The sequence below is a fragment of the Bacillus sp. FSL W7-1360 genome (assembly GCF_038592975.1).
Taxonomy (GTDB): domain Bacteria; phylum Bacillota; class Bacilli; order Bacillales; family Bacillaceae_D; genus Shouchella; species Shouchella lonarensis.
In genome coordinates this window covers 1,901,633-1,922,407 of sequence record NZ_CP151950.1, presented here as the reverse complement: position 1 = coordinate 1,922,407, position 20,775 = coordinate 1,901,633, and the positions used below count along the sequence as shown (strand labels likewise).

Sequence of the window (20,775 nt, the reverse complement as noted above, 5' to 3'; positions counted from 1 at the left end):
GGTGAGCGCGATTGAATGGTTAACAAAGCTTTTTAACCGCAACAAAGAATTAGCCATTATGTACGATGAAGAGCTGTTAGGGGATCAATCGAAAAAGGTGCACCTGAAACGTCTGGCATTGCAAACGTGTGCGGATTTTATTGGGCGTACCGTTAGTCAATCGGAATTTGTAATCATTAACGGAAAAGATCGCAAGAAAAACGAGATGTACTATCGTCTCAATATACGCCCTAACCAAAATATGTCGGCGGCAATGTTCTGGCAAACCGTAGTGCATAAGCTCATAAATGATAACGAGTGTTTAATCGTGCAAACGGATGCGGGCGATCTGGTGATTGCGGATAGCTTTAGCCGTAACCATTTTACATTGTACGAGGATACATTTAATCATGTTGTTGTGGGGAATTACACGTTTAAACGTACTTTTGTGATGTCGGATGTGATCTATATTGAGTATTCCAACGACAAATTGGCACGGTTGATTGATGATCTTTACAGTGACTATGGTGAGTTATTTGCTCGTGTGCTGTCTTTTCAAAAACGCAAAAATCAGATACGAGCAACGGTTAACGCAGAGACCGTAGGTGCCATGACTGACAAAGACATAAAAGGGCTACAAACGTTTGTCAATAAGTTATATCGAGCAATAGAAGATAAAGACGTTGCTGTTGTGCCGCAACAAAAAGGCTTCGAGTACAAAGAGCATCAATCATCATCGGCGGGCGCGGGTGTAGAAGAAATAAACAAGGTAACAGATGGATTTTTGGACAAAGTCGCGACGGCGCTTGGTATTCCAATCAGTTTACTCAGAGGCGATATGGCTGATGTAGAGAAGCAGACGCGTAACTACACAATCTTTTGCGTTAAGCCGCTGCTAAAAAAAATTAGCGATGAGCTGAATGCTAAGTTGTTTAGTAAAAGTGCTTACTTATCCGGCAACAAAATAGAAATTCAGACGGTATCATACCAAAATATCTTTGACTTAGCGACGAGCATTGATAAGTTGATTTCATCAGGTGCGTTCTCTCCTAACAAAGTGCTCAGAGAGTTAGGTTTTGACACAGTAGACGATCCGAAAATGGACGAGCACTACATCACTAAGAACTATGAAAAAATGAAAGGCGGTGAAGACGATGAAACACAAGATTAACGGAGAGATCAGCCTTGAAAACCCCGCAGTGGCGGCTTTTGTTGATAAGATGTCAAAGGTTGATCCTGATGAACCTATAATTCTAGAGATCAATTCTTATGGTGGTGATACGTTTCTTGGCATTGATATCTGCAATACTTTAAGCGCTCACCAAGGATATACGACGGCTGTTGTGACAGGAATTGCCGCGAGTGCTGGGTCTATTATCTGTATGGGGGCGGATAAGATAAAAGCATTTAGCAACACGCAAATGATGCTCCACAACGCGTGGACTGTTGCGATAGGCGAGTCGAAAGACTTAAAAAAGACAGCATCTTTTCTTGATCTTGTCGGGGAGTCTGTGATTGATACTTACGCTAAGCGCTTGGAAGATAAAGAAATGGTCAAAAAAATGCTCGATGAAGAAACATACTTGACCGCAGAACAGGCAAAAGAATATGGCTTTGTTGATGAAGTGATTACAAATGCACAACAGGCAGTACAATCAGAGCAAAAAGCGGAAGCGAAGGCTGAAACACCTAGTCCACAAGCACAAAACAAAACACTAGCAAATTTATTTGCAAAACTATAAGGGGAGAGGTTATATAATGGGGATTAAATTTGAAACTTTTAACGAAAAGAAACAAGAGTTTGCAGAAGCGATGCAAAACGGGGACGAGCAACAACAAACACGGGCGCTAGTTGATATGATTGATGCGCTATCTACTGATGTACGATCAGACATTTTAAATCGTGTGGAACACACTACGGCTGATATGTCGGTACTACAACAGCGTGGAATCAACGCCTTAACGAGCGAAGAGACACGCTATTTTAGTGAAGTGATTGAGAATGGCGGTTTTAAAGATCATGACACGCTGCTGAAAACAACGCAAGAACGCATCTTTAACGAGGTTACAGAGTCACATCCGCTTTTATCACATTTAGGAATTCAAAATCTTGGTGCGGTAACGGAGTATATTTATAGTGATCCAACAGGTGCCGCAGTGTGGGGTCCAATCTTTGGAGATATCCAAGGAACAGTAAACACGTCATTTCGTAAAGAATCCATTTCACAGCTAAAGTTAACCGCGTTTATGGCCGTAAGCAATGATATGTTGAAACTAGGTCCAGTGTGGGTAGAGCGTTATGTACGCACGATGTTGGTAGAGGTAATGAAAGTAGGTTTAGAGCGTGGATACGTTGCTGGTACTGGTAAAAACGAGCCAATCGGCTTACTAAAAGACATTGCAGGCGGCACCAACGAAGCAGGAGAGTACAGCGACAAGAAAGCCGCTGGAACACTTACATTTGAGCCTGGACGCACAGCCATTAATGAGATGCGCGACGTGATCAAAAACTTATCAATTCGCAAGTTTGGAGACGAAGAAAAGGTACGCAATGTAAGCGGCAAGGTTGTAATGGTCGTCAATCCTTTTGATGCTTTTGATATTAAGGCAAATGCAACAATCCAGACGCCTACAGGTGCGTATGTCACAAACATGCCTTTTAATCCGACAATCACAGAGTCTACTTTCGTGCCGCAAGGCAAAGTCCTGTTTTTTGTAAAAGGTGAGTATATCGCCGCTACAGGCGGTGCATTGCAGTTGTCTAAGTTTGATCAAACGCTTGCGATGGAGGATGCCACGCTTTATATCGCTAAGCAACATGCCACAGGTAAGCCCGTCGATAAATTCGCGGCGCAGGTCTACGACCTTGCACTCAATAGCGGGCTAGAAAAATGATCTCGAATGAGATTGTAAAAGACTTTAAAGATAGGATGCGCATTACTCACACAAGCGAAGATGCGTACCTATCTTCTTTGTTGCGGACTTCATACGTTGATATACAGGGAAAGTGCGGCGAATTTGATATAAGTAATGATGCAATCGGCAAAGAGTTAGTATTTGAGCGGTCACGCTATGTCTACAATGATGCGCTGGAGTTTTTTAATGACAACTTTTTGAGTCAAATTAATAGCTTTGCTCTCATGAATAGAGGTGCAGACGATGAAGCCTTATGAGTATAAGCCACCACGTGTCGGTAACGGCGATTTGCGTACTCCAGTGCATTTTTACGAGTACGAGAGCGAGGGTCCAATGCCTAATCCACAGCGCAAGCGCCACCTATACACCGCGTGGGCTAAGATTGATCAAGTTTGGCTTAAAGACTTGGAGCTTGCAAAAGCAAATGGTACCACATCAGATGTCACAATTATGATCCGTTGCGCTGGCAGTGATTATGCACCGTCCAACCATCACCACGTGGAGATTGACGCAGACGAGTATAGAGGGCGCACTTACAATATCAAGATGGTGCGCCCTGATTTGCAGCGTAATGACTTTATAACGATTGTGGCAGGTGTTGCAGTGTGAGTGTGGAGGTAAAAGGCACGAAAGCGGTTATTGCAGAGTTAGAAAAGCGATTAGGGAGACAAATGCAAAGTAAGATTGATCAAGCGCTAAAGAAAGCCGCAGGTGCATTTGTAGATGAACTAAAAAAGCAATTTGAAACGTTTAAGGACGAGGGCTACTCTATTGACGAGATCACGGTGACTGGTCCGGTGGTTGTTAGCGGCGTGAGAACTATGAAAGTCCACTGGAAAGGTCCACACAACCGCTATCGGATTATACATTTAAACGAATTCGGAACAACCAGAAACCCTAATCCACGCGGGAAGGGTGCTATTGCACGCGCAATGCGAAACAGCGAAAAGACTTATAAAGACGTGTTAGCCCGCGAGTTGAAGGGGTTGTGAGTATGTTAGATGTTATTTATAGAGCGCTAAAAAGTGATGATCTGATTAGTGCTGTTGTTGGTGATCGCATCAAGTTTTACAAGTTTCCACAGCCGGAAACGTTGGCGCAACCATGTATCATTATTGATCCATTAGACGTTGACAAGCCGTGTGATTTTGCGTCAAACAAATGGACGGCGCGCGATTATCTATATCAGATTGACGTGTGGTCACAAGATCACACAAAGACAAAAGAGGTCTCACAACGTGTGGAATACATGATGTGGGGCTTAAATTTTGCGCAAATTGGTGGCATTGATGAACACGATGAAGATTTTAACATATACCGAGACGCTAGACGTTATCGGGGAAAAGTGGAGGTAGTATAGATGTCTAAAAAATATCGGTCGGCAACGGGCGTGGAAGAACTTTACTATGCGGTATTGAGCGAAGAAGGTTCCGAACTCACTAAAGGTGACATTCAGATGGTGGATTATCTACAAACAATTGAGATCGAGATGCCGCAAGAGCCAGTACGGGCATTCGGATCGAACAGAACGGCTGAGATCGCGATTGCGAACGGTAATATCTCCGTATCGTCAGCATTCCACCGTATCCCGCAGGAGGACAAAGCTACATTGTTTGGCTTGGAGATGCGGAACGGTCTGTATGCATATGGTCCAGACGACATTCCACCCTACGTTGCAGTAATTTTCGCTAAAACATTTGAAGATGGATCGAAAGAATGGGTCGGGTTGGTAAAAGGAATCTTTATGCGTCCAAACATTGCTGGAAAAACAAAAGAAGACGGGGTGGAATTCTCGACAGATGAAGTAACAGCGGAGTTTATGGAACGCCGTGTGGATAGCTTCGGTAACGAATATAAAACATTGCTAATGGGTACGGATGAACGAGGTAAGACAGATGTGCGTGATCAGTTGTTTATGGATATTTTCGGAAAAGAATTTCCGGGCATTACAAACGGGGGGCTGAAACGATGAGCTTTAGTGTGAAAGTAGTACAAGGTATCAAGATTGGACGACTAGTAACATTGTCTTACGGCGATGATGGCAAACCAACTGCCGCACCAACCGAAGCAGGGGGATCACCAGATTTTTATACCACACGAGAGTTAAAAAATGGCGAATCTGTAAACGCAACATTTACGGGACGTAACACGTGGCGCATTGAAGCAGGCGAGGACTTAAAAGCTGGACAACGTGTACAGGCTGGACAAGGTGGCACGATCGTAAGTGTAGATGCTGGTGGGCTTGGATACGTGTTAGGTGATGCAAAATCAGGTGAGTTGGTAGAGTTTTATCTTGCTGCTAGCGGCAGTGGTGGAGCTGGCGAAAAGGGACCACGCGGAGATAAGGGTCCGGTAGGAGATAAAGGTGCTAAAGGTGACGCAGGAGATAAGGGTCCAACGGGAGACAAGGGTCCTAATGGTGATAAAGGACCAGCAGGAGATAAGGGACCAACTGGAGATAAAGGACCGCAAGGAGATAAGGGGCCGCGTGGAGATAAAGGAGAACCAGGAGACGCAGGAGGGGGAGAATAAAAATGGCAGACTTAAAACGTAACTCAATTACTTTGGTGACAGATGTAAAAGAAGGGGAAGTAGTAACAAAAACGTATCGCACGCCGCCTTTTATCCCGTTAACAGTTGTGTACCAAGCTATTGATTTGATCGCTAAGTTTCAAAAAGGAGACTCGAACGAACGTGAGCAAATTGAAGAGTTAGCTGAGTTTGTGTCTGGGGACATTTACAAAGATCAGTTTACAAAAGAGGAACTAGAAAACGGACTCCACGCGCCGGATGCGATGTCAACACTTACAGATCAACTTGTATTTGTCGCGCAAGGTAAGGAGACAGGAACCGAAAAAAAGTAGATGGTGAGGAACTGCTGAATGATGAAGACTTTACTTGGGCGAAGCAAAAAGAGTACCTAGACAAGTTTATTATTAATATGGTAGAAAACGGAAAAGACATAAACGAAGTATTAAATATGCCATATGATTTTGTCTTGCAATTGATGCTCGAAAAGAATAAACCACGCTACACAGAGTCCCTTATTGCTGCTTTTGGTGGCTAGGGGGCTTTATACATAACAAAAAGTTGACTATGAGGGGAGGGAGAACAAATGAGCAGAATAGAAGGTCTGTCGATTGCGCTTGATCTCGACTCTATAAAGGTAGAGCGTGGACTCACGGGGTTAAAGGATAAGCTTAAAACCGTCAATAGTGAGATGAAGTCAAACATGTCCGCATTTGACAGAAGTGATAAGTCAATAGGCAAATACGAAACACGGTTGAACGGATTAAATAAAAAACTAGAAGTACAAAAGCAAGTGACCAACGAAGCGAAAGCCGAATATGAAAAAATGGTGGCTGAACACGGTGAAGGCTCCAAACAAGCGGAAAAAGCGGCACGTGAATATAACAATCAAGCTGCTGCTTTAAACAACCTTGAAAGGTATGTAGGTGGCGTAAAAAAAGAACTGGAACAACTCGTAGAAGAACAACGTATTGCACAAAGCGGATGGACTAAACTTGGCAATGGACTGGACAAAGTAGGTACAAAACTAACCAATATCGGTGCTGGCATGCAGGAAGCCGGGAAAAGAATGACGATGGCTATTACTGCTCCAGTTGTTGCGTTATCGGGTGCTCTGGTTGCAACCGGTGTGGGATACAAGGCATTTAAGCAGGAGAGCCAGCAAGCATTTAGTGTACTTTTGGGTAGTGCAAAAGAAGCAGAAAAACATATGGACCGGATCATGGATTTTGCCAAGACAACCCCGTTTGCATTTCCTGATTTAGTGAGCGCCAATCGAAAATTAGTATCATTTGGTATGGAGGCAGAAAAAACAGGCGCAGTCATGGAAGCTATGGCAAATAGCACCGCTGCAATGGGTGGAAGTGGACAAGACATTGTGGAGATGGCGGACATATTCGCTAAAATTACCGCTAATGGAAAAATCACTGGAGAGGAACTAAACCGACTAGGTGATCGTGGCGTAAATGCATTACAGATTTTGGCTAACCAAGCAGGCGTGTCGATGGACAGCATGCGTAACCAAATCTCAAATGGAGCCATAAAGAGTGAAAAAGCAATAAACTGGTTGGTTGACGGGATGATGAATGGTACCAAAGGCGTTAACGGAGCGACTGTTGCAATGGGTGGATCACTTGACGCATTAAAAGGTACATGGGCAGGAGCTGTGGACAGTTTTAAAGGTGCATGGCGACGCGCAGGGGATGCGGTTGTGAGTGATAAGTTATTTAACAATATGACAGGTGCAGTAAACAAAGCAACAGATGTAATCGGTAGGTTGCCAGACTTGGTAGGACCTATCGCAGATCGACTAGGTAATATATTTATCTCAATAATAGACGTGATCAGCAATCTTGTTGATCGCTTTTTCGCTCTTGATCCAGCTTTGCAACAAGTGGTTGTTAATATGGGTGCGTTGTTAGTTGCGGCGGGTCCAGCGCTGTTTTTGTTTGGTGGTATAGCAAAGGTTGTGGGGCATGCAACAAAGTTTTTTGCGCCATTTGCACATTTGATCGCAAAAACAGGTGGTTTCTTTAAATTTATGTTAAATCCTGTTGGGCTGACTGTAGGGGCGATAGCCGGACTGGCGATAGGGGCAGTTGTCGCTTACCGAAAATTTGAGCCGTTTAGGCAAGTAGTCCACAGTGTGGGTAACGCTTTTATTAGTGCTTATAACAGCGTAAAAGAGTTTTTGACGACAAATGAGACAGTTTTAATGTTTGTAGAGATGATTAAAGCGGCGTTTAATGACGTTGTGGCGTTTTTTGGTCAAGTGTTTGTACGCATTAAAGCTTTTTGGGATCAAAACGGCACGCAGATGTTAGATGCAATTAAAAATGGATTTACGCTTATTTGGATGATCGTTAAACCGATAATAGATGGTATCGTTATGGCGATACAAGTAGCATGGCCGACAATATCAGCAATCATTACCAGTACAATGACTATCATATCTGGTGTAATCTCTAGTGTCTGGGGCGGGATAAAAGCAATCATCAGCGGTGCGCTAGATGTGATCATGGGTGTTGTCAAAGTCTTTACAGGTTTACTGACGCTTGACTTTGCGATGATGTGGGATGGTGTAAAACAAATATTCGGCGGCGCATTAACGATGATTGGCGGCGTGTGGAATACGATAAAAGGGATATTTATGTCCGTTGTAGGTGCTATAGTCGGGTTTGTTAAAACGCACTTTAGTGGTATGTGGGGCAATATCAAAGGGGTATTTAACGCGATAAGTAGTTTTACAGGGCAAGTGTGGAATGGGATAAAAAGTAAAGTGGTTGATCCGGTTGTTAGTCTTGCGGCTACTGTATGGGGCAAGTTTAAACAGGTAAAGGACCGTGTTGTACAGATATTTAATGATATAAAAACGAGTGTCGCGGATAGAGTATCGGACATGATCGAGGGTGTTAAGGCGATGCCTGGAAAAATGGGCGATGGTCTTAAAAAGATGGCAAAAAAAATCGGCGGTGGCGTTATCGCTGTAATTAATTTCATGGTCAGAAAACTTGGTGACGGTGTAAACGGCATTATCGGTGGCATCAACTGGGTGTTAGATAAAGTAGGCATTAAGGATGCTATTAGTAAATGGGATGTGCCACAGTGGGCACACGGTACGCGTGGTAGTGGTCATCCAGGCGGTCCCGCGGTTGTCGGAGATGGTAAAGGCACCAATGCTGGACAAGAGCTAATCGAGACACCAGACGGCAAACAGTTTTTGTCTCCTGCAACGCCTACGCTGCTAAATTTGCCAAAAGGCACGCATGTACTGTCTGCTAGAGATACACGCAAGCTAATTGGCATGCCTAAATATGCAAAAGGCACATGGGAGCTGGAAGATGAGCCGATGGAGGATGTAGAGGGCGACAAAGGGATACTGTCCAAGATTTGGGATGCCATTACAGACCCTGTTAGCTTGTTAAAGTCGGGATTGGCTATGCTTGGCGTTAAGATCCCAAAAGGCGTGACTGTTGCAGGTAAAGCTGCATTAGGTGGATTTAACAAAGTCTTTGACGCTGGTAAAGGATGGATTAAAAGCAAGATAGATGGATTTTTTGGCGGCGATGATGGTAACGGTGGAGGAGGTAGCGGTCGTGCAGGCTGGGGCGCACCTTTTAGGTTAACATCTGCTTTTAATCCAGGGCGGCGGCATCCCATCACGGGTCGCATACAAGCGCACCGCGGGGATGATTGGGCGGCACCACAAGGCACACCTATTCCGGCGCAAGCGGGAGGACGCGTATCTTTTTCGGGTCGTGCTGGTGGTTTTGGAAACTTAATCCGCATTGTATCCGGTGAGCTTGAGCGTTACTATGCACACAACATGCGTAACTTTGTTAGAGTTGGACAAATTGTGCAACCTGGTCAGACGATTGGATTAGTTGGATCGACAGGCGATAGCACGGGACCACACGTGCACTATGAGGTGCGTCGTAGGGGTGTACCAATCAACCCACGTGGATTTGCGACAGGTGGTTTGATCAACAAAGATGGTTTTTATCGTCTTGCGGAAGGTGGTTATCCAGAATTTGTAATCCCCACTGATCCGAGTCGTAGGACAGACGCAATGAAATTACTTGCTTTGGCAGGCAAGCAGATTGCAGGAAATAAGAGCGGCAATAAACGTCCACATCAATTATCCCACACGGGAGCAAGTAGCGGCGACACGGATGACTCACTTTTAAAAGAGTTGATCAAAAAAATTGATGCGCTTTTGTCTCAAAGTGGGTCGAATCAGCCGATTAACATACACATCGCAGGGCATAAAGTTGCAAGCATCTTAGGGAAAGATATGTCTCGTTATCTTGGTAATCGTACACGTAGTGATGAGGTTTGGGGGTGATGAGTGTGGTATACATTGAGGATAAGGCAACAGGTGAGGTCTTTGATTGTGAGAAATTCGGGATAACCACAGAAGAGTTTGACCCCCACTCATTAGAGCAAAAACAAACAATAAAAGAAGTACCTGGATCGCATGGGTATATATATGTTCCAGATGCCACAACTTACGCAGGACGCACCATTGATTGGAACATTTTTATAAAAGCGATAAATAGCACCCACTTGTTGTTAAAAAGAAAAGAACTTTTTTCACTCCTTTCGAAACGAGAGGAGTTTTTTGTTTACACACGAGACGAACCAAACAAATTGTATAGCGTTACGGCTCCCGATGGATGGAAGTTGGAAAAAGTGGCGCATTACGCAGGTAGGGCACCTATACAACTAAAGTCATCATCTCCGTTTTCGGTTAGTCGCGGCACGTTAGAGGATAAATTTCATTTTAGTGGTATCTGGAGTTTTGGCATGAATATCCCTATCCAGTTAGATGAGATCACATATCGTCACTATACGGACGAGTTCACAATTTGGAATTTAGGTGATAAAGAGATTGATCCGCGGCGGCTAAATGAACCGCTAAAAATCCTAATCGAAGGGAAAACGGAGAATCTGGCAATTGAAAATCAAACGACAAGCGATGTCTGGCAGTACCGCGGAAAAACAAACTCAGATGATGTGATTGTGATTGAAGATGTGTTTGCGTACAAAAACAGTCGCTCAATCATCGCAGACACAAATAAAGCAACCATGCGTCTTGCGTCCGGCGCAAACCACTTTAAGTTGCATGGTGTAACGGGAGCTATTGAGATTCGTTTTGATTTTCGGTTTTTATTTATATAGGAAAGGGGTTGAGGATATGGGCATCAATACAGCCATCATCGGCAGCGAAGTTTATAAGATGATACAAGGGCATAAAGAAGCACAAGCAAAGTCGATCGCATCTTATCAGCATGCACTCAGCGCAAAAGAAAAGGCGAGAATAGCATTAGAAGCATTCGAACTAATAAAAAAACAAATGAAAGAAGCATTAGATAGCGGCAACCAACTGGAAGAAGTTTTAATGCTACGAGTTGATCCGGTCACGGGTGAGACATACGACACTGCCGCGGATATGTTTGCGGCGAGCCAAACAAGAACGACTCAACAATTAGAGCACTTACGTGCACAGATGGAAGAAGGACTCAAGGCGATTGATCGAGTGGTGCACATAGATGATTTTATCCCCGCAGACGATGACGGTACCGACCAAACGCAGTATTTTGAGCAGGCGCTTGGAGAGGGTAATGTACACCTAAAATGCGGTAGTAAAAAGTATCGTGCTGCTATAAAAGCGCCGAGCAATACGATTATCGAGGGCGAGGGCAAAGGGCTAACCACGATCCAATTGCCGGATAACGCAAGTGCTGGTGAGTGGGTTATAACCAACAATGATTATAAAAATGGTAATAGTAACATTGTTATCAAGGGAATGACGCTCGATTGGAACAAAGTTAGATTAAGTGTTAGTGGCGATAGCGTACCATCTGGACAAGTATCATCTTGTCTGGCACTTGCTAAGGTGCATTTTGGGTGGATAAAAGATGTTGAAGCAATCGGAGCAGGATTACATGCTATTGACATAACATGTCCGATATATCCCACACATCCGGTGAATGCCGATAGCGACTACACAGCAGATGGATCACGCTTTATCTGGGTAGACAATTGTCATGCGCGCGGCTACGGTGATGATGGTATCTCCACACACTACAGCGAGTACATCTGGATATCTAATTGCACGGCAACTGATCCCGATGGCGGCAGACATAGAGAGGGCGCGGCAAATACAAACGGCATTGAGATTGACGATGGGTCAAAAAACGTGTGGGTTAGAGACTGTTACACATCTGGTAACGTGCGCGGTGTAGAGGTAAAAGCGCACGCAGAGTATCCAGCAGCGCAGCATGTCACAATTAGCAACCACGTGTCATATCGCGACTGTCGGTCATATGACTTGCGCCATATCGGGCACCATCTCAAAGGCGATCCTAACTCCACTACCGCATTTGATGTAAGCCTAGTAAACTGTACGGCAATTGAGCCGCGGTGGAATGACCTATATGATAGGCTATCGCCTGCAACGCTGGTTATATCAGCTTACCGCAACGTCAAAGTAAACAACTTTACGCAGATCGGTGACCCCGAGTATGACTATGGCGGTCATGCGATGGCGCGCATGCAGTATAAGTCGGCTAACGTAAGTATCAACGGCTTTAAAAGTCGCGGCTTTAAGTCCGCGGAATTCGACATAGCCGTAGTGGGTGGAGACCAGCACGCGGACAGAGTCAAGGTTGCTGATTTTGACATATTGGATTCCGCTCCCGTTGGTGTGCAGGCAGGCGGCGGTGTCATGCATGTGTCTATCTCAAGCGGAGACATCGTTAGCACAGACGGTACGGGTGTTACTGGGATCGTAACGGCTAACAACCAAGCACATATCAATGCGGTAAATGTAGAGGGATTTGCTAAAAAAGCGGACATTGCCGGACGTGTATACGTCGATCAGACACCTACCATTTTGCGGGGTGGGTCAGTGATCAGCTCAAGCACGGGCGCAGCCTATACGCCAACTGGTGCAATTGCAGCAAGTACAGGTAGTTGTGAGGCAAAGGGCGATCGTAACTTTATCGCGGCTTGCTCAGGAGGATCAAGCACAGAGGGGTCGCGGTCGGCGGTTATCGCATCCAACAACTGTCATGTGCGCGGTCGGGGCAATCGAGAGCCATTGGCGCGAGTCATTTTAGCGTCAGGGGAGATCGAGTCTAGCAAAGGTTATACAGTTACCGGAGGATATGAAGATAGGAAATGGGAGCTAGACTCGATGTCTGGTGATATTACCGCCGCGGGCGCACTCAATCAGGGTGGCGCGGTGGGTGACTACGCAGAGTGGTTTGAGAGTGTGGACGGCTCAGCGATTGAAGCGGGGCACATCGTTACGCTGCAAGGAGATATGGAATGGCAACACTAAATTGGACAAATTTTTAGAGGGCTATCTTGTACTCAATCGGACTGTTATATCCAAGTGTACTGTGTAAACGTTTTGTGTTAAACCAATGGACATAATCTCGCTGCTCTCTATCGAGGTCACCCAGCGTCTCAAACACATATTGCCTGACAAATTCGGTCTTAATCGTCTTGAATGTCGCTTCTGCAACGGCATTATCATATGGACATCCTTTCATGCTCAAAGAGCGCTCGATGCCGAACGTATGAAGCGTTTGATCGATTAGTTTGTTCTTAAACTCTGATCCCCGATCTGTATGAAATAATCGTAGTTTGCGTAAGTCACCTGAAATAGATGCAAATGCTTTTGCCACAAGTGCTGCGTCTTTCTTGCGTCCACAACTTGACCCAATGATTTCACGATTGAATAGATCGACTAACACGCACATGTAATGAAACTGATTCCCGACACGTACATAGGTTAAATCGCTGACAATGACTTTCTTTTCTTCTTGTTGATCAAACTCACGATTCAACTCATTTGCCACGTTATCTTCATTACAAGGAGTACGCTGTGGCTTGTAGTTGGTGATTGTGTAAATGGAAACCAACCCCTGTTCACGCATCATTCGTGCGATGCGACGGCGTGAGACTCGAATGCCTTCTTTTTGTAAGGCGGCCTTCATCCTTCTTGTACCATAAGTACGACGATTATCGTGAAAAATATCGACGACACGAGCGGTGATTGGGTCTTCAGCTGGTCGTTCTTTTGACACATAGTAGTATGTGCTTCTTGGGAGTTGTAGGACGCGACACATTGCTGAAACTGAATATTTGTGACAATTTTGCTTGATCACATCTACTTGCGTCCTAGTATCAGCGCGGCTTGCTTTAAAATGTCATTCTCCATCTCAAGATACTTATTTCTCTTACGTAACTCAATCAGCTCGACTTCTTCAGGGCTGCGATTATCCTTTTCTTTGAAGGAACCTGATGTCTTGCTTTGTTTAATCCATTTATCTAGGGAAGATGGTGTGAGTTCATAGTCTCGAACAATTTCTGCTCGTGGTTTCCCATTGTGATATAGCTGGACCATTTGTGCCTTAAATTCAGCAGTAAACTGTCTTCTTGGACGTTTTTCCATCCATGATCATCTCCTTAACTGGTAGGGTTTGAGAAAGTGCGAGACCGGCGCAACTTGACATTGAGCCTCCACGGGCATGTTTTTCTCGCCAAGTGCCAAGCTATGGTGAAGCATTGGCTACACCACTAGCCTAACATGCCCGAACTCAATGTAAAGTCGCTTCGTTTGAAGTTTCCTAGTTTTTTGGATGATATCCCCTAAAACTGGATTCCTATCTCGCTACCCCTCATCATTATTGTCCAGTTAAGTGTAACCCATCCAATAAGATAAAAATTGCAGATGAGGGAGATGATCCGCTGGGTGTTATCTCTGAGACTGCCGCGGCTATACTTGGTGGCGCTACTTTTTATTGGCAAGATAAGTACCTAAAATCAGAATTTGGCGGCTATATATATGAAGAAAGAGAAATAGAAGAAAAAGAAATTTGCGTAGGAGATGACGGCGAAGAGTACACACGAACTGTAAAAAAGATCATGAAACTGCCAGTATTAAACCCTGCTTATGATGAGTCAATGGATGAGGATTATAAGACAAGAGCGGAACGCGATGAGTGGAATATTGTTGGTCTACTGGGTCAAGTGTACGTGCGTGTGGATGAGGATGTTGAAATTGGCGACAAAGTTGCGCCTAAAAATGGCGGGATCGGCACTAAATCAGATACAGGATATAAAGTCATGAAAATCACAACGCCGCACGACGCTGATAAGGGTTACGGTGTAGCGCTATGTCTCGTAAGGTAGGGGATCATATGAATGTGAGTTTGCCAATCCTGATGACAGATAAGTTAATAGAGCCGATTGTGGACTTTGATACAGATAGTTTTACGATAAAGGAGGTCGCAAGCGGGGAGCGCTCGATCTCTTTTAGTATTTTTAAAACATACCGCAATGGACGCGCATTTGACGCTTTAACCCCTAAGGCATCGTTTGAGGTATTAGAAAATGTTTATGTGATTGATACGGTCGAACAATCAGGGGGCGCGGTGGTCGAAAAAAGCATCACGGCGCACCATGAGATCGTAGACCGCATGCGCTCACAGTTTTGCAAAGAAGAGCACACAGCCACGCTTAAATTTGATTTTTGTCTAGCAAGGTGCTTTGCGAACACTGGAATGACATATGAGATACGCGGTAAGTTTGATAGTCGGGAGTTTGAAAACTTTGGTAAGAGCAATCAGTGGGACTTGTTTAAGCAGGTGCTTAGCCGTTTTAATGCCGAGTATGATGTTAAAGGTAAACATGTCATTATTGCGCCGCATAACACACTAGGTGTGGTAACAGATGCACAATTCCGGCACAACCATAACACGCAAACCATTAGTGAGAGCTTTGATACTAATGAGCTGGCGACATATGGAGAGGCATACGCTGATTGGGATGATGAGAAGAAAAAGTATAACTTGCATGTGACATATACATCGCCCAGCGCTGATAACTACCGAGACGCAGAAGGTAACATAAAATACTACCACAAGGTAGTGTATGACGATAAGATCAAACACAAAAATGTCTTGCTAAATAAGCTAAAAAATGAAATGCAAGATGTGCCCGATTACTCCATTAGCATCACGCTTGCAGAATTGTATAAAAATGGGTTGAGGATGCATCCGTATGAACTATTTGACTACGTGTGGGTGATCTATGAACCCCTAAATATGGAGTTACAAGCACGCATTACAAGTCGCACGCGCTATCCCTATGCCCCCGGAAAGTCTGAGGAAGTGGAAATTGGCAACTACCGTAAGGATATAACAAAGCAAATGGCAAGGTTTGTGAAAGCGGAACGAAAAATTGAAGCGGTGGAAAGCAAGGTAGTGAGAACGGAAGAGACAGTCCACAGGGCTGAACGAGCGTCTCAGGAAGCACGGGAGTTGGTGAGCGGCGCAGATGGCGCAATACGAACCCACACGACTAACAACCAAGTACATCTAAGGGCGGGCGAGCGCGAACGCTGGGATGGCAAAATAGATGTGCGCAAGGCAGAGGAAGTGGTTGAAAATAAAACAACCCCGATTGTGGATCAACTCAAGGAGGTGAAAGAGGTTGCGGACAATTTAGCGATGCGAGTGCTGGAATTGGAAAAGAAACTGGAGACCGAATAGGTCTTTTTATTTTGCATGAAAACAAATAAGAAAAGGACGTGGACAATTTGGATCAGATAACAGTTGAGGCGGCGCATATGTACTTATTTGGCGGTGTTAAGTTTTTGGATTTACTCGTAGTATTAATGTTAGTGGACATCGTAACGGGCATCTTTAAAGCGATAAAAAATAAAAACTTGCGTAGCGCAACGGCGTGGATCGGATATGCGCGCAAGATTGCGGTATTTGGGATCATTATTGTAGCAAGTGTGGCGGACCGTATGCTCGATCTTAACGGCATGGTTGTAACAGCAACGGTATTGTTTTATATCGCAAATGAGGCACTCAGTATCACCGAAAACGCCGCTCAGATCGGATTAAAAGTGCCGGAGATCATCACAGATAAACTAAAAAATCTTGATGAAAAGGAGTAGATAACTAATGCAGATTAAACAAGACTTAATCCCTGCAAGCGCAAGTAACCGACCGCAAGCACCTATAAAGGCTACCCACATCACAATCCACGAGACAGCTAATACATCGCGTGGCGCAAACGCCGCAACACACGCGCGCTACCTAAAAGGTGCAGATGCTCAACGCCGCAATGTGAGCTGGCACTACACCGTGGACGATAAAGAGATTTATCAACACTTACCTGATCGCGAAATGGGCTGGCATGCAGGCGCAAATGGCAATCGTCAAAGCATTGGTATAGAGTTATGCGTTAACAGTGATGGAGATTTTAACCAAACAAAACAAAATGCGGCATGGTTAGTGCGTAAATTAATGTCAGATCACAAGATCAATATAAACAATGTTGTCACTCATAAGCATTGGACAAACAAAAATTGTCCAGCTAATCTGTTGCGCGAGTGGGGCGCGTTTAAACAACTTATCGCCGGACATAGTAATCTACAACCACCAGCAAATGGCAGAAGACAACAATATCCCCCAGCAAAACGGGGAGAGGGCATTGTAGATTATCTAAAGCGTATCGGTGTGGACTCTAGTTTTTCTAATCGCAGACGTTTAGCAGAGCAACACGGCATCCGTAACTATACAGGGACTGCCGCACAAAATACGCAGCTTTTACGGTTATTGTCCGGCGCGAGTACAAACGCGGCTAAAGTTAGCAAGACGGCTACCAAAGCAGCGCCTAAGCCACAGGTAACGCCTGTACGCAAAAAAGTAAACTTGCCTAACGCGGTCTATCGCGCTAAACGACCGTACCCACGCGGCACTGGAGTGCGACAAGTGCAAGAGGCATTGGCAAAGTTGCATTACTATCCAGATAAAGGCGCAAAAAACAACGGCATTGACGGCGTGTATGGTCCAAAGACAGCGGACGCGGTGCGGAGATTTCAGAGTATGCACGGGTTGGGGCAAGATGGTGTATATGGTCCCAAAACACGTGCGCAAATGCTAAAACTGTTGTAACGGCGTTTAGATAGTCCATATTGCATTTTGGTTTACACGAATATAAAACCCTTTGGATTGTCCGCGCGGTGCATTGTGGGGCAATCTGGAGGATTCTTTTCTGTGTATAACAAAATTAAAAGAGGATCAGACGCATCCAATCCCCTTGAACGCACGCCGAAGCAATACGCCGCAATTAGTTATAGTTTATCATATACAATGAATTCATAGCTAGTGCCTTAATTGGTGCTGGCTCTTTTTGTTTTGAGAAGTTTTTTATGGATTGACAACGGTTACGCGCTACTTTAGCATAATAGGTGTATGTAAAATTGCAATTGATGAATTGATAAATATTGCAAGTTAGCAAAAAGGCATGGGAAATAGGGAGTGATAAAAAGTGGAAATTAAAATCCACGTGGAGGAAGCCATTGTGATTCTCCAGGCTATCGGAGAACTTGCAGGGAGTTTTGAAAAAGAAGTCATCGGTTCGAATGAGGACCTGGACATGTTGCTTGAAGAAACAAATGCGGTAGAAGATATACAGGAACAAGCAGCCATGTATTTGCAAGCTTTAAGTCAAATGGAGAAGCAATTTCAAACAATGGTACAAGAATACGATACCGTGGATCGTGCGTTAGCAGGGAAAATCAACGCTCAATAGGAGGAGAGAGCCATTGAAAATACTAGATGTAAATAAAGCTGTTACCAAATTGGATGAAGACATGGCAGTATTGCAAAGGATGCTCGACTTTTTTTCATTGGTGGAATCTGGTATGGATAGTGCCGTGAATATGGAAGGTTCAATGACTGGCGAAGGTGGCGAAGCGATTATCCGTAACCATTCGGAGTTGCAACTTCCAACTGTTCGCGCTTTTCGCGCTCATATCTCCAGTACGATTGAAAAAATTAACAAGATGAAGGGGTATATTCTTGACTTCGAACCATCCGAGAACGGCGTGGTGACTGAAGATTATTGGGATACGCAAATGAATCGAAACTTAGATAAAGTCGAGGAGTCCACAGAGCAATCAAAAAGCAATGTAGATGCTCTTACGAATTCGGTTAGTCATATTATTAACCTTGGTAAGTTGAACGTGGATAACGTATTGAATCGCGTTGAAAGCTCTCGGAAATTCGCTGGTGAAACTGTGGATGGTTTACATACGCTTGATGCGGATGGCGTGGACTTAATGAGTGAAGTGCAAGCAGACAGTACCGAGTTGAAAGCAACAGTGAAGAATGCGGTTGAATGGATGAACACAGGCGGTTTGACGATGTCAGGTGTGAATATTCAGGATGTACGAGGGTATTTTGCGGATGCTACGTTGCATACACAGGCACCTGCGGTTGACTGGAGTAACGATATGTTTCTTAATCTGAAATCATCATCAGATCCGACGTTAAGACAACATGTGTCGGTATTGTATACACTTGCAGCAATAGGAGCACATCCAGATGTAGTAGCTGCTGCTGCAAAAAGGTTAGATACTTACCTAGGTCGCCCAGTATCGCAAAGTATTATTCAAAAGGCTGTCTTGACACAACATTCAACCACAGAGGTATATGCGATGGCATTTCCGTTAACTGCACAGGCAACTTATTTACGACAAGTTCGAGAAGCGATGTCAAATACAGGTACTGGGGCAATTGGTGAGGGGAAAGTGATATATAAGTGGGAAGGGCATGGAGACAAGATGACCGCTAGAGGGGCGCCTGTGGATTATGAGGCGCTGGGGATTAGACCATCCGTTGAACCTGTTGGGGACTACGATATTCGGTTTACAGTAGTAGATGGTCAGTTTATTTTGTTCCGTGACGATCCTGATTTGGTGTATTATACGCAGGGGGCGAGAACAGGCACTTGGGGAATAAGTACGACAGCGGCCAAGTTAACGAAGAAAGCTGCATATGCTTATGGTCTATATGCAACAGGAGCTGTAGCAAACCGCATCCCTGGATTGGGGAAAGTGAATGGTAAAGCAAATGAAATTTTGAGTGAGGATGTAGCTAACTTTGGTAGAGGTTTTTTGGTGGACGAGGTACAAAATCATGTTCCAGTTTGGAAAGAGATTGTCGGAACCCCTGTGCCTAAATCAGGAACAGAACAAGTATTGGTTTATATTAGTAGTGATGACGGCAAAACATGGGACGAGAAAATTCTCTTTACTTTAGAGCCGAATAGTAAACGTCCTAAACTAGAAACGGATTTTGGCGAAGGATTCGAGGACTCCTTCAAAGGATTATTTGGCTTGGAGGATAAATAAATGTGGGATTCATGGGATACATTTATATATAATTTTATCCTGCTTGGGGCATTGATGTCTTTAGCAAAAATCCTTAGCAAGAACGGACACAAAGCAAGTTGGCGTAATGTATTTTTGGGCTGGCTCATTGTAGGAGTCTTATATCTGCTGTTAGCTTGGGCGTTTAGCTTTTTTGGCATACAGTTTAAAGGAGCTCCGAAATTTTAATGTTGAAGCGCAAAATTTGGAAAGAGGTCGTCGGAACCCCTGTGCCGGAATCAGGAACAGAGCAAGTGTTGGTATATATCAGTGACGATGACGGCGAAACCTGGAATGGAAAAATTTTATTTACTATAGAACCAGACAGCATAGACCCTGATACTGAAAGGCAATTTGGTGAAGATTTCTGGGATTCTGCTAAAGGACTGTTTAAATGGTAATGGTAAATTATTTTATCTTGTCTTGGTTATTCGCGGTTATCGCAAAGTTGATGAGCAAGGAGCCATATAAATCTAAATTTAGGTGGCGATGGGTATTCATCTCAGGTATTATTGGCGGAACTATTCTTGTCTCTCTTGACTTACTCTTGGGCCTTTTTGGTATAGATTTTCATGTCGGTCCAAAATTTAATTGATGTTAATCGCTCCTGTTGTCATCGTATGATCATGACAATGGGAGCGTACATATTTGTGTTTGGAAAGAAATTGTTGGTACTCCTGTACCTGAAGCAGGAACAGAACAAGTATTGGTTTATATCAGCGATGATGACGGCGAGAACTGGAACGGAAAGATTATGTTTACAGTAACCCCGGATGGAAATGTGTCTTATGATACAAATTTCGGTTCAGATGATTTCCTAGACAACGTGAAAGATTTATTTGGATTGGGAGACAAATAGTATGTGGGCAGGATTAGTCTATTACGTTTTATTTGGTTGGGCTTTAGCCCTTGTTGGGAAATTACTAAGCAAAAAAAAGAATGAAATAAGCTGGAAATGGGTGTTTTTAGCGGGAATTATAGGAGGGATAGGTCTCTTTTTCATTGAATGGGTACTTACCTTATACGGTATAGACCTTGGCATAAGACCTCGATAGAGTGAGGGGTGATTTGTCATGCGTATCTTAGGCTACTTAGTCATCATAATC

25 protein-coding genes are annotated in these 20,775 nt (G+C 44.2%); 24 read left to right on the top strand and 1 reads right to left on the bottom strand.

Going from position 1 to position 20,775, the window contains the following annotated elements:
* Nucleotide 1 precedes the first annotated feature (1 nt).
* The 14 genes from NSQ26_RS09900 (at nucleotide 2) to NSQ26_RS09835 (ending at nucleotide 12,772) form a co-directional block, all read left to right on the top strand.
* The gene (locus NSQ26_RS09900; protein ID WP_499718029.1) at nucleotides 2–1,150 is read left to right on the top strand and encodes a phage portal protein; all 1,149 of its coding nucleotides are present in this window, start codon (nucleotides 2–4) and stop codon (nucleotides 1,148–1,150) included.
* Nucleotides 1,134–1,721: a head maturation protease, ClpP-related gene (locus tag NSQ26_RS09895; protein WP_499718028.1), complete on the top strand. Its 588-nt coding sequence runs from the start codon at nucleotides 1,134–1,136 to the stop codon at nucleotides 1,719–1,721. Before NSQ26_RS09900 ends, NSQ26_RS09895 begins: the two co-directional genes overlap by 17 nt.
* A gap of 16 nt (nucleotides 1,722–1,737) precedes the next feature.
* Nucleotides 1,738–2,874 carry a phage major capsid protein gene (locus tag NSQ26_RS09890; protein WP_499718027.1) on the top strand — a complete coding sequence of 379 codons (1,137 nt, stop codon included), beginning with the start codon at nucleotides 1,738–1,740 and terminating at the stop codon, nucleotides 2,872–2,874.
* A complete protein-coding gene (locus NSQ26_RS09885) occupies nucleotides 2,871–3,152 on the top strand; it encodes a phage head-tail connector protein (protein WP_499718026.1) in 282 nt (93 codons plus the stop codon). The genes NSQ26_RS09890 and NSQ26_RS09885 overlap by 4 nt, the downstream gene beginning before the upstream one ends.
* The gene (locus NSQ26_RS09880; protein ID WP_499718025.1) at nucleotides 3,139–3,504 is read left to right on the top strand and encodes a phage head completion protein; all 366 of its coding nucleotides are present in this window, start codon (nucleotides 3,139–3,141) and stop codon (nucleotides 3,502–3,504) included. The genes NSQ26_RS09885 and NSQ26_RS09880 overlap by 14 nt, the downstream gene beginning before the upstream one ends.
* On the top strand, nucleotides 3,501–3,887 hold the full coding sequence (locus NSQ26_RS09875) for a hypothetical protein (RefSeq protein WP_499718023.1): 387 nt from the start codon (nucleotides 3,501–3,503) through the stop codon (nucleotides 3,885–3,887). Before NSQ26_RS09880 ends, NSQ26_RS09875 begins: the two co-directional genes overlap by 4 nt.
* A gap of 2 nt (nucleotides 3,888–3,889) precedes the next feature.
* Nucleotides 3,890–4,255, top strand: a complete 366-nt coding sequence (gp17, locus tag NSQ26_RS09870; protein ID WP_499718022.1) for a tail completion protein gp17 — start codon at nucleotides 3,890–3,892, stop codon at nucleotides 4,253–4,255.
* Nucleotides 4,256–4,867 carry a major tail protein gene (locus NSQ26_RS09865; RefSeq protein ID WP_499718021.1) on the top strand — a complete coding sequence of 204 codons (612 nt, stop codon included), beginning with the start codon at nucleotides 4,256–4,258 and terminating at the stop codon, nucleotides 4,865–4,867. It abuts the gene before it with no gap.
* Complete coding sequence (locus tag NSQ26_RS09860; RefSeq protein WP_499718020.1) at nucleotides 4,864–5,427, top strand: head fiber protein; 564 nt, start codon at nucleotides 4,864–4,866, stop codon at nucleotides 5,425–5,427. The genes NSQ26_RS09865 and NSQ26_RS09860 overlap by 4 nt, the downstream gene beginning before the upstream one ends.
* A 2-nt stretch (nucleotides 5,428–5,429) precedes the next feature.
* Entirely contained in the window at nucleotides 5,430–5,759 is a 330-nt protein-coding gene (gene gpG / locus NSQ26_RS09855; protein ID WP_499718019.1) for a phage tail assembly chaperone G, read from the top strand.
* Between the two features lie 77 nt (nucleotides 5,760–5,836).
* A complete protein-coding gene (gene gpGT / locus NSQ26_RS09850; protein ID WP_499718018.1) occupies nucleotides 5,837–5,962 on the top strand; it encodes a phage tail assembly chaperone GT in 126 nt (41 codons plus the stop codon).
* Nucleotides 5,963–6,010: 48 nt separating this feature from the next.
* Entirely contained in the window at nucleotides 6,011–9,769 is a 3,759-nt protein-coding gene (locus NSQ26_RS09845; protein ID WP_499718017.1) for a peptidoglycan DD-metalloendopeptidase family protein, read from the top strand.
* Entirely contained in the window at nucleotides 9,769–10,605 is an 837-nt protein-coding gene (locus NSQ26_RS09840; protein ID WP_499720037.1) for a phage tail family protein, read from the top strand. Before NSQ26_RS09845 ends, NSQ26_RS09840 begins: the two co-directional genes overlap by 1 nt.
* Nucleotides 10,568–12,772 (top strand): peptidase G2 autoproteolytic cleavage domain-containing protein, encoded by a 2,205-nt coding sequence (locus NSQ26_RS09835; protein ID WP_499718016.1) that lies wholly within the window; start codon nucleotides 10,568–10,570, stop codon nucleotides 12,770–12,772. The genes NSQ26_RS09840 and NSQ26_RS09835 overlap by 38 nt, the downstream gene beginning before the upstream one ends.
* A gap of 13 nt (nucleotides 12,773–12,785) precedes the next feature.
* Here NSQ26_RS09835 and NSQ26_RS09830 read toward each other — a convergent pair.
* Nucleotides 12,786–13,891 (bottom strand): IS3 family transposase gene (locus NSQ26_RS09830; RefSeq protein ID WP_499718015.1). Its coding sequence is split into 2 segments (ribosomal slippage): nucleotides 12,786–13,642 and nucleotides 13,642–13,891, totalling 1,107 coding nucleotides; the frame shifts between segments, so codons are not numbered across the junction.
* A 203-nt stretch (nucleotides 13,892–14,094) separates the two neighbouring features.
* Between NSQ26_RS09830 and NSQ26_RS09825 the strand changes: the two genes are divergently transcribed.
* From NSQ26_RS09825 to NSQ26_RS09780, 10 genes are all read left to right on the top strand, one after another.
* The gene (locus tag NSQ26_RS09825; protein WP_499720036.1) at nucleotides 14,095–14,631 is read left to right on the top strand and encodes a peptidase G2 autoproteolytic cleavage domain-containing protein; all 537 of its coding nucleotides are present in this window, start codon (nucleotides 14,095–14,097) and stop codon (nucleotides 14,629–14,631) included.
* A gap of 14 nt (nucleotides 14,632–14,645) precedes the next feature.
* Complete coding sequence (locus NSQ26_RS09820; RefSeq protein WP_499718014.1) at nucleotides 14,646–15,992, top strand: phage tail protein; 1,347 nt, start codon at nucleotides 14,646–14,648, stop codon at nucleotides 15,990–15,992.
* A gap of 77 nt (nucleotides 15,993–16,069) precedes the next feature.
* Entirely contained in the window at nucleotides 16,070–16,405 is a 336-nt protein-coding gene (locus tag NSQ26_RS09815; protein WP_499720034.1) for a phage holin family protein, read from the top strand.
* A 7-nt stretch (nucleotides 16,406–16,412) separates the two neighbouring features.
* Nucleotides 16,413–17,408 carry a peptidoglycan recognition protein family protein gene (locus tag NSQ26_RS09810; RefSeq protein ID WP_499718013.1) on the top strand — a complete coding sequence of 332 codons (996 nt, stop codon included), beginning with the start codon at nucleotides 16,413–16,415 and terminating at the stop codon, nucleotides 17,406–17,408.
* A 376-nt stretch (nucleotides 17,409–17,784) separates the two neighbouring features.
* Nucleotides 17,785–18,048 (top strand): DUF5344 family protein, encoded by a 264-nt coding sequence (locus tag NSQ26_RS09805; protein ID WP_499718012.1) that lies wholly within the window; start codon nucleotides 17,785–17,787, stop codon nucleotides 18,046–18,048.
* A 13-nt stretch (nucleotides 18,049–18,061) separates the two neighbouring features.
* The gene (locus NSQ26_RS09800; protein ID WP_499718011.1) at nucleotides 18,062–19,651 is read left to right on the top strand and encodes a T7SS effector LXG polymorphic toxin; all 1,590 of its coding nucleotides are present in this window, start codon (nucleotides 18,062–18,064) and stop codon (nucleotides 19,649–19,651) included.
* Nucleotides 19,652–19,858: a hypothetical protein gene (locus tag NSQ26_RS09795; RefSeq protein WP_499718010.1), complete on the top strand. Its 207-nt coding sequence runs from the start codon at nucleotides 19,652–19,654 to the stop codon at nucleotides 19,856–19,858.
* Entirely contained in the window at nucleotides 19,858–20,070 is a 213-nt protein-coding gene (locus NSQ26_RS09790) for a hypothetical protein (RefSeq protein ID WP_499718009.1), read from the top strand. The genes NSQ26_RS09795 and NSQ26_RS09790 overlap by 1 nt, the downstream gene beginning before the upstream one ends.
* Nucleotides 20,071–20,279: 209 nt before the next feature.
* Complete coding sequence (locus NSQ26_RS09785; RefSeq protein WP_499718008.1) at nucleotides 20,280–20,528, top strand: hypothetical protein; 249 nt, start codon at nucleotides 20,280–20,282, stop codon at nucleotides 20,526–20,528.
* 1 nt (nucleotide 20,529) lies between these two features.
* Nucleotides 20,530–20,724, top strand: a complete 195-nt coding sequence (locus tag NSQ26_RS09780; RefSeq protein ID WP_499718007.1) for a hypothetical protein — start codon at nucleotides 20,530–20,532, stop codon at nucleotides 20,722–20,724.
* The last annotated feature ends 51 nt before the right edge of the window (nucleotides 20,725–20,775 follow it).